This is a genomic window from Neorhodopirellula pilleata (assembly GCF_007859915.1).
Taxonomy (GTDB): domain Bacteria; phylum Planctomycetota; class Planctomycetia; order Pirellulales; family Pirellulaceae; genus Rhodopirellula; species Rhodopirellula pilleata.
Genome location: NZ_SJPM01000007.1, coordinates 184,409 through 196,270 on the forward strand (window position 1 = coordinate 184,409; position 11,862 = coordinate 196,270).

Genomic DNA, 11,862 nt, shown 5'->3' on the forward strand with positions numbered 1-11,862 from the left:
TGCGGCGAAATGTCTCGCTGATCGTCTCGTGCATCCATGGGACGATCGGCTATAACTTGCGTCGGCGTTCGGAATGACGTCGGCTTCCATTTTAGCTCATCCATGCAGTCGTCCCGATAATGGCAACCATCGATTCCCCGGCACCTGAATCCGAAACTCACGATTCGCACGGCCACGACCACGATCATGATCATCCGGCGTGGCTCGCCCACCATTTCGATACACCCGAACAACAGTTCGACAGCGGCAAGCTGGGGATTTGGTTGTTCCTGGTCACCGAAGTGTTGTTCTTCAGTGGGATGTTCTGCGCGTACGCCATCTTCCGCATGTTGCGGCCGGAGGTGTTCGAAGGCTGCAGCCAGTTCTTGAATACGAAACTCGGCGCGATCAACACCGGTGTTCTGCTATTTAGTTCGCTCACGATGGCTTGGGCCGTTCGTTGTGCCCAAACCGAAGAACATAAAAAATTGGTCGTTCTGATAGCGAGCACGCTGTCCTGTGCGATGGTCTTTCTCGGCGTCAAGTCGATCGAATACTCGCACAAATGGGGCATGGGTTTGCTGCCACCGGGTAGTTATTTCTACAGCGAGGCGAACCCGCACCCGACGATGGAACAGATGGTGCAGCAACACGGGTTCTCCGAAAGTGCGGCTTACTTTCTGCACAACAGTTTGTACTTCCTGTGTGCTCCGTTCTTCTTGCTGCTGGTCGGCACCGTCATTTGGGCGATTCTTGCGTTTGTGCAGAAGAAACATTTTCAGTTTGAATGTGCCAAGCCGTTGGTGGTTGTCTGCTTAAGTTTCTTCCTCGGCGTTGGACTGGGGATGATTCTGGAAAGCGGCAGTAGCGAAGGTCACGGGGCCGATCACGCCGTCGCTCATGTGGATGGCGATCATTCTGAGTACGCGCATGACGACGCCGATCACTCGCACGACGCCGCTAGCGGAGTGATTGCGGACTATGCCGAAACGAGCGACGATACCGCCGTTGAAATGCTTGCCGCCCAAGACATCAATACGGGTGCGAAGGACCTCCTGAACGCGCGACGTACCCAGGCCGAACTAGCCAGCGGTCAGGTCTTGCCTTCCGATGCGGACGCTGACATGGGCATTGAGTCAATCGAACAGGACGTGCTGACCAAACGACAAGCGGGTGTGTTCTTCGGTATCTATTACTGCATGACCGGTGTTCACGCGATCCACATTCTCGCGGGTATCGGCGTTTTGGTCTGGTTGCTTATCCGTGCGATTCGTCAAGACTTCAACAAGCAGTACTTTGGCCCGGTGGACTATGTCGGTTTGTACTGGCACTTGGTCGACTTAATTTGGATCTACCTGTTCCCGCTGCTTTACCTGATTCGTTAAAGCCTTCACCGGCTTGCCCTCGCGACTGATTCCTTTCACCTCATTTCGAACGATCCCATCCGATGTCGGCAACATCCCCTGATCACGGTCACTCCGCAGACGGCCACCACGACGAACATGATTTCGCGCACCCGATGCCGCTGCCGGTTTTGTTCGCCGTGTTCTTCGCATTGGTCATCCTGACGATCATCACGGTCGCGCAAGCGAGTTTTGACTTAGGTAGTTTTGACATCGCCGTGGTAATGGGAATCGCGACGATCAAAGCGTTGTTAGTCGGATTGTTCTTCATGCACTTGATCGCCGACAAAGCGTTCAATGTGATCGTGTTCTTGTCGTCGTTCGTGTTCGTCGGCCTGTTCGTGATCTTCACGCTCAGTGACAGCAAGATGACGTCCGACTCGTTCGAGCCCATCCGCGACGAGCCCGTCGCTGTTGGTGACTTCTAAGCTTTGTTTTTCGCCGCGATCGAGCCATCGGACGACGGTTTCACCGCTGTGGTTCGCCTGACAAAGTGGCTCAGGCTCGTCGTAAGCCTGGCGGTCTGTTGATTTAATCGTAACCCGAAGCGTAAGCGAGGGATAATTGATGTTGACTCATCCCTCGCTCACGCTTCGGGTTACGATTCAATCAACGGCTCGCTGGCCGTCGTCTGGCGAAAGTTCAAAGACCCAGCGAGTTGTTCATTTGCGTTAGAATAATTTGTCACGGACAAGGCCGGAGGATCAACCTACCGGCTGTGTACGCGGGCACCGAGACCATATGAATCGTCTCGGTCGACTGATTTTTGGAGAATCTTCAAATCGGTTAGACAAATTCTTCTCGCGTGCGCATCTGGAGATTGATGAGCGAATTTGAACCACCGCCGCAATCCCCACAAGCCCGATCGCCAATGGCGGCGAATCCGGCTAGATCGGAATTCCAGAACGCGGTCGCCATTCGCGCCGAGAATTTGGCTCGATTGGGCGAGGACGCGATCTGCGGTTTGATCGATCTAACGTCGCAACGACTCGTTCGCTTCGCGACCACGATCACCCGCAATCAACACGATGCCGAAGACGCAGTGCAAACGACATTGATTCAGGTCGCTCGCCAACCCAAGTTACTGGCCGGCTGCGACGACCCGTGGGCGTATTTACTACGAATGGTTCGGAACGAGTCGCTACTGATTGGTCGACGCAAACCACGATGGCGATTGATCGACGGATTGTGCGATTTGTTAACGCATCGCCGCGTCGACGAGATCGAACTCGAAGAACGATACCGCGAAGTCTGGTTGGCGTTACGGAAGCTGCCGATGCAACAAAGCGAAGTGGTCGTGTTGAAGATTTGGGAAGACATGACGTTCGCGGACATCGCCAACGTGCTGGAGATCACACCGTCGACGGCCGCCAGTCGCTATCGTTACGCGAAACAGAAGCTGGCACAACTCTTGGCGTCGCACGAAACCGAAAGCTCGGGAGTGGGTCATCATGAATGAACCATTCTTCGATGACACGGTGCCGCTCGATGACTTACTTCGCAATGCGGGCAATTACATCCGTCCTCGAGACGAATTGCGAGCCAGTATCTTGGAATGTGTTCGTGACGGGGTCGATCGGAAACACCGGCGGCGGCGATGGTTTTTTTCGTTCAGTGCCGCCAGTGGCGTGATGGCCATGACGTTGGTCGTCGGCGGACTGGGATTGTCGTTGGTTCCTCGCGGCCGAACCGCCGACGAACTGTTTTCGCAAGCGACCCGCCGGGCACACGTGGCGCGTCAAACCAATACGATCGGAGTGTCCGAATCGGGCACGTCGTGGCAGTGGGCACTCAGCGAAGTATTTGCGGATTGGCGTCGGGTGCAGCGATGAGTTCCGATCCAACGAGTCAATCGTCCCCGAATCCGAAACGAACGCTTCCGACGTGTCCGTTTCCGACGAGGCAACAGCACGCGGAGTTCCACGCGATCTTGCGGGCGGCCCGACTCACCGGGGTGCCGATGGACTTGGGCGGCCGATCGATCGACGAGCTGGAAATGCGGACATCGTGGACCGACGAGATGCCTGAAACGTACATGGCATCCCTGGTCGCTTTCGTGACGACCGGACGGAGTGACTTAGCGTTAGAACGATTGCAACTGAGTAATGACATCGACGCCGCGTTGACGACCGTCACTCGATCGGTGTGGCTGTATCTCTCGTTGATGTTGATCGTCGCCGCGATCGGCATGGTGGTGTTCGCGAAGTTCTCGACGCCGACTATCGAGGCGATGCGAGCGGACATGGCTTTGCTCCCCAAGGCTTCGGTCGGTATCGGCCCGACCTCGCTCAATCGAGGAATCTCGGCAACATACTTATACGCGGCGGCCTTGGTTTGCGCGTTCGGATCACTTGCCATTGTCGTCTTGATCGGAACGACCCGGTTCGCCGCCGAATCGGTCGCTTGGATCGGGGGCAACCGCTACCGATCGACGCGGAACGCCGCGTTTGCGGAAAAAATGCTGCGGTCCCGGTTGAACGATCGTTCGACGTCTGGACTTTCGCACGAGTACTTGCAAAGTCTCGCGGCTTCGCGGTTGATACGCTTGCGGGTGCTCGCGCCCATGATCCTCATCATCTTGTTGGGTGGGGGCGGAGCCATGGCTTATGGATGGCTGCTGTTCTCGCCGCTGGTTTCCTTGATTTACGACTTGTCCGAATCCGTCATTTGGTCAACTCAATGAACACCAACCAACCCTCCCCGACACCACTTTCATCGGCCGAGATGATCCGGCATCGCGACCAAGTCGTCTCGTCGCTGGCCGCAACGGCGGATTCGCTCAGTGGATCGCTTCGTCGTCGTTTGATGCGATTGGCGGATTACCTCGCATTTTGCGATCGCATCGAATCAGTTCTCGGCCAGCCGATGTTGCTCGAGATCTACCTCGGGCTGCGTGAGAAGAACGATCCGACGCAACGCGATATCGACGAAGTCGTGCAGCGGGCTGTAACGCGTGCATGGCAACAACGTTTCACCGGCACACCATGGTGGTCGTCCTTGTTGTATCCGGCGATGATTTTGGGAATCAGTGGTCTGGTGTTGATCGGAGCCTGCTGGCTGGTTGTCCCCGTGTTCGAAAGGATGTTCGACGAGTTTGGTTTGCTATTGCCGTTGCCGACGGTGGCGATCATCGGGCTCTCACATTGGATCTTGAGTCCATGGTTGTATCTCGCCGGATTGCTGTTGGCGGCGTGTGTGTTCGCTTTCGTATGGATGATTAGCGGTAACGAGCGTCGTGCCGATACGCCGCCAAAGTGGCTTGGGAGTGCGTTCGACTCGACCCGAAAAGTTTGGGCCGATTGGGCTTGGCATCTCTCGTTGTTATTGCAAAGCGGTCAGCCCGAATCCACCGCGATCGCCATCGCCGGATCGGCAACCGGTCGACGTTGGCTGCGAAGCGGCAGTGCGGCGTGGGCCGATCGCGTCCATCGCGGTGAGCAACCCTTTGCCGGTATCACGCATTTTCGTGGCCAATCATGTCACTTGCTTTCGTCGGCATTTGATTTGGATGCATCAACGGACGACAAAGCAGCAATGCTGCGAGGGGTCGCTGAGGTTTATTGGGATCGCGATCGTTTGCGATCGCGGTGGCAATTGGGATGGTTGTCACCGTTGATGGTCGTTTCAGTCGGGTTCATCGTTTGGTTTATTTTGATCGCTTTGTTCATGCCGTTGATTAATCTCATCTCGGGGTTGTCATGATCACGCATTACCTGCTCACCATCTCCAAACCGCAAGAGCGAGCCTTGATTCGGGTTCTGTTGATGGCGATCGAAATGGATCCCGGCGGCAAACTAGGCGCGGAAGATCCTCGGAACATGACCAAGCTGGTCGAAAACCTGGCTCATGAGTTTTCCGGGCGAAAGGCTCGCTCGATTCGACAAGTCGCCGGTTTGCTTTCCGAGGGAATGTCGATGGTCGACGCCCTCGAACAAACGCCGGGGGCATTGGACCCGTCGGCGGTCTTGGCATTGCGTCTTGCCAGTGAAACGGGAACGGTCCGGGAAACGCTGGCTTCATTGCTCCGCCAGGACGACTCGAGGGATAGAGCCGAGTTGGATGGTTCTACGGTGCAGCGTTTTGATTTCAGCCGAGGCGTTGATGGTCGTTTGTTTCAGATCGGATTCGGCTTTGTCGTGACGTGGTTAATCGTCTCGTTCTTGATGCTGTTCATTATTCCCACGTTCGAGAAGATGTTTGACGAATTCGAGATCGCATTGCCGACATCGATGCTGTGGCTGATTGCCATTTCACGTTATGACGCATTGATCTTTTGGTCGTTAATTTTGTTTTTGGTTTCGTTGTTTGTGATCCAACGTCGGCTCAAGGGCAAGTCGTTTTGGCGACGCGGAAAACGGCGATCACTGTCTGAACAGACCGCTCATCTATTGGCACTCTTCGCGATGATTGTTCGTCAAGGTCGTCCGCTGGCAGCAGGGATCGGGACATTGGCCCAATACCATCCCACGCCTCAATTGCGTGCCCGGTTGTCGGCAGCTTCGACAGCGATTGCCCGAGGAACTGAACCTTGGCAATCCTTGCAAGAACAGAAATTCTTGACCCATCAAGAAGCGTCGGGGCTGGTCCTGGCGGAGACCCCAGCTTCGGCCGACGGATCAACTAACGGAACGGACCAAGCCGATCGATGGGACGTTCCCGAGCACGCCCGGCGCACGCAAGCTTGGTTGTTGATGCATTTGGCGACTCGCCACCGAGACCGACGCCAGCATCGAAATGCTTGGCTGCTTCAAACGCTTTCGTTGGTCGGTTTGATCTCGCTCACGGCGGTCGTGATGTTTACCGCGATCGCCGTTTTCAGTTCCGTTTATCGTCTCGTCGAGGTGTTGGCATGAAACGCCCGGGAACCACCGTCATCGAGTGCGTCGTGGCCGCGTCCGTATTGATGGTCGCGATGGGGACCGTCACTACGATGGCGTTTCGCGCCTCGCGAATGTGGTCCGAGGTGGGACACCAACGGATCGCCATGAACGAGCTGGCCAATCAGATCGAGCGGATCACTGATGCCGCCCCTGATGAAATCGATCAGTTGATTTCGAACCTACAGCCGTCGCAAATGGCTCAAGAAAACCTTGATCAACCCACGATCACCGCGACGCGGGTTCGCGATTCGTTGGGTGACCGTGTGGACATGGAACTCACGTGGCGCTCTGCTTACCCGGTGGCTCCGGTGCGATTGACCGGATGGGTTACCGCCCCGACGCGGGAGGTTTCTCCATGACCATGATCGTGTCCGCTTTGGATCGCCGAACCGGAAAATATCGTCGCGGAACTTCGCTGGTCGAGACCATCATCATGATGACGATCGCATCGAGTTTGTTTTTGATGGCGACGGTCTGGATCCATCAATCGTTTACGCTGTCGTCCAAGATGCGTGAGAACTCGCGACATCATGACCAGTTGATGCGATTGTCACGGCAGTTTCGCGATGACGTGCATCGAACGACCTCGGTCGAATCCAAGTCCGATACAGAGTTGATCTTGGTGTCCGACGATCTTCGAATCGAGTACGGGATCGACGGTTCGGACGTGACTCGTCTTGAGCCCGGAGTGGAAGGCGATTCCCTACCGTCTCGAGAACGTTTTCGTTTCAAGGACGGTTCGGAATGGAATTGGTCCGTTGATGATCGTTCGTGGATCACGTTATCGGTAAAGCGACCGATGGCGCAGCCCGACCTCGGGTTTCCGCGTCCCTCGGACCTTGACGTCCGGGCAAGGCTCGGGCGTCTCGATCCGCTATCAGCCAATGGAAGGTGATTTCAATGCGGCTTAGCTGCCTTAGGAAAGGAGACGTCATGACTCACTCGCGTCGGTTTCGTTCTCTCCGCCCGGAGCGCCGACATCATCGCGGGATGGTGTTGATTTGCGTTTTGGTAGCGATGGGTGTCGCGATCACACTGACCGGCTTGATGATCCGGTCGAGTTTGCGTGCCCGACATCAAATGCGTAACGAATGGCAACTCGAACAAACGCGCTGGCTGCTCGATCGTGGCATCCGTTCAGTGTTGATGGAATCGCCCGAATCGGACCGAACGATCGACTTGACGGAGGCGTTGCCCCGCTACGCCAGCGGAACATTGACGATCCGGCGAGGTTCCGAATCGTCTTCTGAGTCCGACTCCTCGTCGGATGGATCGGTGACCTATCGAGTCACTGCGGTGATTGAAAGCCGTGATGGTGTGCCTGTAGTGACTCGGCGTTCTCGCGACGTTCGAGTTTCGGACGAGGCGGAGAGAGAGTGACCGCGAGGTGATGATCGGGATGCCGGGTCGTCGCGATCGCTGCGACCCAGCCTACGAGTTGTATCTATTTTGGAACGGTAACTGATTCAATGGGGAATGAACCGATGAATGATTTTGTACGCGCCCGTAGCCCGCATGATGAGAAGCGGTCACGCGGATTTACGTTGGTGGAGCTGTTGGTGGTGATCGCCATCATCGGCGTCTTGGTGGGGTTGCTGTTGCCGGCGGTCCAGGCCGCTCGCGAAGCGGCCCGGCGTTGTTCCTGCTCGAACAACCTGATGCAGATTAACTTGGCCTGCCATAACTTTGAGTTCTCACATGAGCACCTGCCCAGCGGCTCGATCAGTGAGAGCGGTCCGATCGTCAACGAACCAGTCGGGCAGCACGTCAGTTTCCTCGTGCAGTTGCTGCCCTACATCGAACAGCGGGGGGTGGCAGATCAATTCGACATCGAGCTGGGCACCTACGATCCGGCCAATGCACCGGCTCGGGCCGTGGCGATTCCCGCGTTTTTGTGCCCTTCCTTTCCTTACGCCAGAACCTCCGACGATTCATCCGGACTGAGCAACTATGCCGGATGCCATCATCATGTGGAGGCCCCCATCGACGAGGACAATTCCGGATTGTTGTTTTTAAATAGCGATGTTCGTTACAGCGACATCTACGACGGAAGTTCGCATACAATCTTAGTCGGTGAGATGTTGCCGAATCTAGATGGATTGGGTTGGGCGTCGGGAACGCGGGCGTCACTTCGAAATACGTCGGCGATCACTGGCATGAGCGTTTGGAATAGCGAGAGAGAGATTCCCGATGACGAGATCGACAAGTCGTTCGTCGGTGGATTCGGCAGCGCTCACACCGGTGGTGCCCAATTCGGATTCGCCGATGGTTCCGTGCGGTTCTTGTCAGAGAGCATTGATCCGGTGGTCTACTCGAATCTAGGCAATCGGTCCGACGGGGCGATGATGGGCGATGATTACTAGCTAAACGCGAAACTATGATGAAACCAACTCAACCGCACACCGGCTTCACCTTATTGGAATTGCTTATCGTCGTCGGTGTGATCGGGATTCTTGTCGGGCTGTTATTGCCCGCCGTTCAGGCGGCTCGCGAAGCAGCACGGCGGATGAGTTGCAGCAATAACTTGAAGCAGGTTTCGTTGGGCGTCAGTCAGTACCACGATGCGTTCGAGCACCTTCCACCTCACGCAACGGGCACCTTTAGCAACGCCAATGATCCTGCGAACACGAATCAGTTTCGCTTGAGCTTCTTGGTCTCGATCACGCCCTTTGTCGGTCAATCGCCGATGTGGGATCGGGTCGCCGAATCGCACATGGGGCCGACACCTGAGACGATGGTGGATGACGATGACCTTGGGTTCGCATCGATGGATTACATGGGCGAACCTAATCAAGATTTTCGATACCCGGCGATGGGGCCGTCACCGTCGGTGTCCGCTTATGAGCCATGGTCGACCGAGGTATCCACGTATCGATGTCCGTCCGATCCGGGATTGGGTTTCCCATCGATGGGACGAACGAATTACACGGCTTGTCTGGGCGACGCGGTCGAAGGCTTGGACGACGGACTCTGGCGTCACGACGGCATGACATGGTCACCCAGCGGCGAATCGCTGATGCGAGTGACCGGCCGCGGAATGTTCGTACCGCGAATGATCACGAGCTTGGATGATTGCACCGACGGATTGTCCGCTACAATTCTTTTGGGCGAAATTGCTACCGACTTAGGTGACATGGATACACGAACCTCGCCCTCGCTTCAAAACGGATGGAGTGGCGGGGTACTTGATGACATTACCATTTGCCGAGATCAAATTGATCCAACGCGTCCGATGTTTTGGACCGGCGGAGCGAACATGACGCTGCCGCCAAATTTCGCCGGACGCGGCTTCCGGTGGGCTGACGCGACGCCGTTGATGACGGGATGCAACACGACCCTGCCGCCCAACCGGGAACTTTGTTTTGGTGGTGATGAAGCCACCGTCGGGACCCTCACCATCAGCAGCCGACATCAAGGCGGCGCTCATGTCGGCATGGCCGATGGTTCGATTCGGTTCATAACGGATTCGATCGAGGCCGGTGGCTATGAACTCGGTACGGTCGTCGAAAACGGAGAAGGACCTCGAGCCCCCGGCAGCGAAAGCCCGTTCGGATTGTGGGGGGCTTTGGGAACTCGCGGGCAAGGTGAATTGATCGGTTCCGAGATATGATCAGTCGACGTGATTTCGCGATCCAAAGTGCTGCGGCGTTGTCGCTATCGCTCGCCGGTTTGGATCGTTTTGCCATTGCCGAAGAGCCCGGCCTGTCGCAGAAACGCTTGATCGATTTAGGGCTCAATGCGTTAGCCCGTGCACCGGAGCGAAACTATTTTGCCGACGGCCATCGTGGCGCGTCGATGATCTCGGCTCATTTGATGTGCGTCGATAACGGGCTCGACGACCCAACTGCCAACCGGATCATTGAGTTGTTCGATCTCAATTGGGCCAGCGGTACGTTATGCGAACCCTTTGCGGCAGCCGACCCGGTCGAAGACGCGGCGGAACAGATCGGTCGGGCGTTCGCCGATGGAAGTGGCGTGTTACGGCAGGTCGGTCATGACGCGATCTTTGCGATGCACGCGATCAAAGGTTTCCGGATGCTGCCTGAATCGGCGACTCCCGAACGAGTGGAAGGCGTTTGCAATTTGATCAAAGCATTCCAGCCTTGGCGGGACGTGGCTCCGGACGATGACATCGATCCACCGCCTTTTGACAGCACCCAAGAAATCTCGCGTTACATCTTGAAGGAAGCGTCCGATGCGATGGACCGTTTCGTCGATTACGGCCAAGGCTTTACCGGGCACTTGCTCACGTTCGGGCAATCGCTTGTCGAACTCGCGGCGATGGGCGACGTCGAATGGGCCGAAAGCGGTCGAGTGGCGTTTCGGAAATACCTAACGGTTGTCCGCCAAGGTCCTCAATCGGGAGACCGAAAGATCAAGCCGCATGCCCCGAGCCCGCTACGGCCCGACGATTTGGCGTACTGGCAAAAACGTGGCGACAAAACACTCGGCTTGGGACATGTTTTCAAATATCCCTATGCCTACTACGACCTGATCGACCGCGCCGACGATCCTCAATTAACCGCCGATCTGAATGCTAAGGCGTGGCGTTTGTTTTGACCCGAGGGAACGCTTGGCGAAGAAGTTCGAGGCTTTTGGGAATCGCAGTTCGATAGTCTTCCATGCCTTCGAACTCCAAGGAAATGAAACCACGGTAATCGTGCTTCTGTAGGATCTGACCAATCCGTTGATAATCCAGGTCCAATGAATACCACTGGCCGCCACCGTAATAAGTCTTCGCTTGAACCAAGATCGACCGGGCAGCGATCTTATCGAGCCGTTCGTAGGGATCTTCCAGAAAGTTGCCCGTATCAGCCGTGATCTGCAACCAAGGCGAATCGACGGCGTCGATGATTCGCAAAATCCCTTCGGGTGTCAAACCGAGACCCCAATGGTTCTCCAGTCCCAGCACGATGCCACATTTTTCGGCGACGGCAACGCATTGCTCCAGGGCGTCGATGACCCACGGAAAACCATCTTCGTCCGTGTAACCATCCAGCGGCGGTTCGACACCTCGATTGGCCATCAAGGCATCGAAATCTTTCGATGTCCCCCAGCGTCCGGTGTTGACTCGCATGGTCGGGATCCCGAGTTGATAGGCGAGTTCGATTTGGCCGATCGTTCGGTCGATGTTTTGTTTGCGAAGCTCTGGGTCGGGCGTCACGAATCCCTGATGCGTCGACATACCGATCAGCGGCAAGCCGAGCGACAGGGCGCGGCGTTTGTAAGACATCAACTTGGAATGGCTGAGTAGCTCGTTCTGGTCCAGTTGATAGAGTAACAGTTCAACGCCATCGAATCCCATTTCATCGGCGACGTCGAGGCATCGATCAAAGTCACGGAACTCCTCATTGCGAAATCGCCAAAGTGAGTAAGTCGACAGGATGATGGGATGCGTCTTTCGTGGCCCTAAGTTTTCCGTCGCGAGCGGCGACCTCGAGTCGGACTCGGCACCGACCGCCTGTGCCAGCGGGATCAAAGGCAAGGTGGACGCGAGTCCCAAGAAGCCTCGGCGTGAATTGATCATGATTGCCTTTGTGTCAAAATGAAGTGGTAGCTGAACTCGCGAGGATTCCGGGAACTTGGTAAGCATCGCGTGA

General features: G+C 56.1%; 14 protein-coding genes. 13 read left to right on the forward strand and 1 reads right to left on the reverse strand.

Annotated features, from left to right (window positions below):
* Positions 1-119: 119 nt before the first annotated feature.
* The 13 genes from Pla100_RS17405 (at position 120) to Pla100_RS17465 (ending at position 10,822) form a co-directional block, all read left to right on the forward strand.
* Complete coding sequence (locus Pla100_RS17405; protein WP_146578971.1) at positions 120-1,364, forward strand: cytochrome c oxidase subunit 3; 1,245 nt, start codon at positions 120-122, stop codon at positions 1,362-1,364.
* Positions 1,365-1,426: 62 nt separating this feature from the next.
* The gene (locus Pla100_RS17410; RefSeq protein ID WP_146578972.1) at positions 1,427-1,810 is read left to right on the forward strand and encodes a cytochrome C oxidase subunit IV family protein; all 384 of its coding nucleotides are present in this window, start codon (positions 1,427-1,429) and stop codon (positions 1,808-1,810) included.
* A 395-nt stretch (positions 1,811-2,205) separates the two neighbouring features.
* Positions 2,206-2,841, forward strand: a complete 636-nt coding sequence (locus Pla100_RS17415; protein ID WP_231603162.1) for an RNA polymerase sigma factor — start codon at positions 2,206-2,208, stop codon at positions 2,839-2,841.
* The gene (locus Pla100_RS17420) at positions 2,834-3,214 is read left to right on the forward strand and encodes a hypothetical protein (RefSeq protein WP_146578973.1); all 381 of its coding nucleotides are present in this window, start codon (positions 2,834-2,836) and stop codon (positions 3,212-3,214) included. Before Pla100_RS17415 ends, Pla100_RS17420 begins: the two co-directional genes overlap by 8 nt.
* Positions 3,211-4,065 carry a hypothetical protein gene (locus Pla100_RS17425; RefSeq protein ID WP_146578974.1) on the forward strand — a complete coding sequence of 285 codons (855 nt, stop codon included), beginning with the start codon at positions 3,211-3,213 and terminating at the stop codon, positions 4,063-4,065. The genes Pla100_RS17420 and Pla100_RS17425 overlap by 4 nt, the downstream gene beginning before the upstream one ends.
* On the forward strand, positions 4,062-5,084 hold the full coding sequence (locus Pla100_RS17430) for a type II secretion system F family protein (protein ID WP_197168030.1): 1,023 nt from the start codon (positions 4,062-4,064) through the stop codon (positions 5,082-5,084). The genes Pla100_RS17425 and Pla100_RS17430 overlap by 4 nt, the downstream gene beginning before the upstream one ends.
* On the forward strand, positions 5,081-6,235 hold the full coding sequence (locus Pla100_RS17435; RefSeq protein ID WP_146578976.1) for a type II secretion system F family protein: 1,155 nt from the start codon (positions 5,081-5,083) through the stop codon (positions 6,233-6,235). Before Pla100_RS17430 ends, Pla100_RS17435 begins: the two co-directional genes overlap by 4 nt.
* Positions 6,232-6,621 carry a hypothetical protein gene (locus Pla100_RS17440; protein ID WP_146578977.1) on the forward strand — a complete coding sequence of 130 codons (390 nt, stop codon included), beginning with the start codon at positions 6,232-6,234 and terminating at the stop codon, positions 6,619-6,621. The genes Pla100_RS17435 and Pla100_RS17440 overlap by 4 nt, the downstream gene beginning before the upstream one ends.
* Positions 6,618-7,157: a hypothetical protein gene (locus Pla100_RS17445; protein WP_146578978.1), complete on the forward strand. Its 540-nt coding sequence runs from the start codon at positions 6,618-6,620 to the stop codon at positions 7,155-7,157. Before Pla100_RS17440 ends, Pla100_RS17445 begins: the two co-directional genes overlap by 4 nt.
* Before the next feature lie 38 nt (positions 7,158-7,195).
* Complete coding sequence (locus tag Pla100_RS17450; RefSeq protein ID WP_146578979.1) at positions 7,196-7,642, forward strand: hypothetical protein; 447 nt, start codon at positions 7,196-7,198, stop codon at positions 7,640-7,642.
* 104 nt (positions 7,643-7,746) lie between these two features.
* Positions 7,747-8,625 (forward strand): DUF1559 domain-containing protein, encoded by an 879-nt coding sequence (locus Pla100_RS17455; protein ID WP_146578980.1) that lies wholly within the window; start codon positions 7,747-7,749, stop codon positions 8,623-8,625.
* A 17-nt stretch (positions 8,626-8,642) separates the two neighbouring features.
* Positions 8,643-9,872, forward strand: coding sequence for a DUF1559 domain-containing protein (locus tag Pla100_RS17460; RefSeq protein WP_146579095.1), 1,230 nt, complete (start codon positions 8,643-8,645; stop codon positions 9,870-9,872).
* Complete coding sequence (locus Pla100_RS17465; protein ID WP_146578981.1) at positions 9,869-10,822, forward strand: hypothetical protein; 954 nt, start codon at positions 9,869-9,871, stop codon at positions 10,820-10,822. Before Pla100_RS17460 ends, Pla100_RS17465 begins: the two co-directional genes overlap by 4 nt.
* Here the strand turns inward: Pla100_RS17465 and Pla100_RS17470 are convergent.
* On the reverse strand, positions 10,800-11,789 hold the full coding sequence (locus Pla100_RS17470; protein WP_146578982.1) for a sugar phosphate isomerase/epimerase family protein: 990 nt from the start codon (positions 11,787-11,789) through the stop codon (positions 10,800-10,802). The two genes, Pla100_RS17465 and Pla100_RS17470, sit on opposite strands and share 23 nt — an antisense overlap.
* Positions 11,790-11,862 lie beyond the last annotated feature (73 nt).

Bases quoted from the DNA above. Each gene is read 5' to 3' on its own strand.
- Pla100_RS17415 (WP_231603162.1), top strand. From the start codon at position 2,206: ATGAGCGAATTTGAACCACCGCCGCAATCCCCACAAGCCCGATCGCCA.
- Pla100_RS17430 (WP_197168030.1), top strand. From the start codon at position 4,062: ATGAACACCAACCAACCCTCCCCGACACCACTTTCATCGGCCGAGATG.
- Pla100_RS17425 (WP_146578974.1), top strand. From the start codon at position 3,211: ATGAGTTCCGATCCAACGAGTCAATCGTCCCCGAATCCGAAACGAACG.
- Pla100_RS17460 (WP_146579095.1), top strand. From the start codon at position 8,643: ATGAAACCAACTCAACCGCACACCGGCTTCACCTTATTGGAATTGCTT.
- Pla100_RS17445 (WP_146578978.1), top strand. From the start codon at position 6,618: ATGACCATGATCGTGTCCGCTTTGGATCGCCGAACCGGAAAATATCGT.
- Pla100_RS17440 (WP_146578977.1), top strand. From the start codon at position 6,232: ATGAAACGCCCGGGAACCACCGTCATCGAGTGCGTCGTGGCCGCGTCC.
- Pla100_RS17405 (WP_146578971.1), top strand. From the start codon at position 120: ATGGCAACCATCGATTCCCCGGCACCTGAATCCGAAACTCACGATTCG.
- Pla100_RS17435 (WP_146578976.1), top strand. From the start codon at position 5,081: ATGATCACGCATTACCTGCTCACCATCTCCAAACCGCAAGAGCGAGCC.
- Pla100_RS17470 (WP_146578982.1), bottom strand. From the start codon at position 11,789: ATGATCAATTCACGCCGAGGCTTCTTGGGACTCGCGTCCACCTTGCCT.
- Pla100_RS17420 (WP_146578973.1), top strand. From the start codon at position 2,834: ATGAATGAACCATTCTTCGATGACACGGTGCCGCTCGATGACTTACTT.
- Pla100_RS17450 (WP_146578979.1), top strand. From the start codon at position 7,196: ATGACTCACTCGCGTCGGTTTCGTTCTCTCCGCCCGGAGCGCCGACAT.
- Pla100_RS17455 (WP_146578980.1), top strand. From the start codon at position 7,747: ATGAATGATTTTGTACGCGCCCGTAGCCCGCATGATGAGAAGCGGTCA.
- Pla100_RS17465 (WP_146578981.1), top strand. From the start codon at position 9,869: ATGATCAGTCGACGTGATTTCGCGATCCAAAGTGCTGCGGCGTTGTCG.
- Pla100_RS17410 (WP_146578972.1), top strand. From the start codon at position 1,427: ATGTCGGCAACATCCCCTGATCACGGTCACTCCGCAGACGGCCACCAC.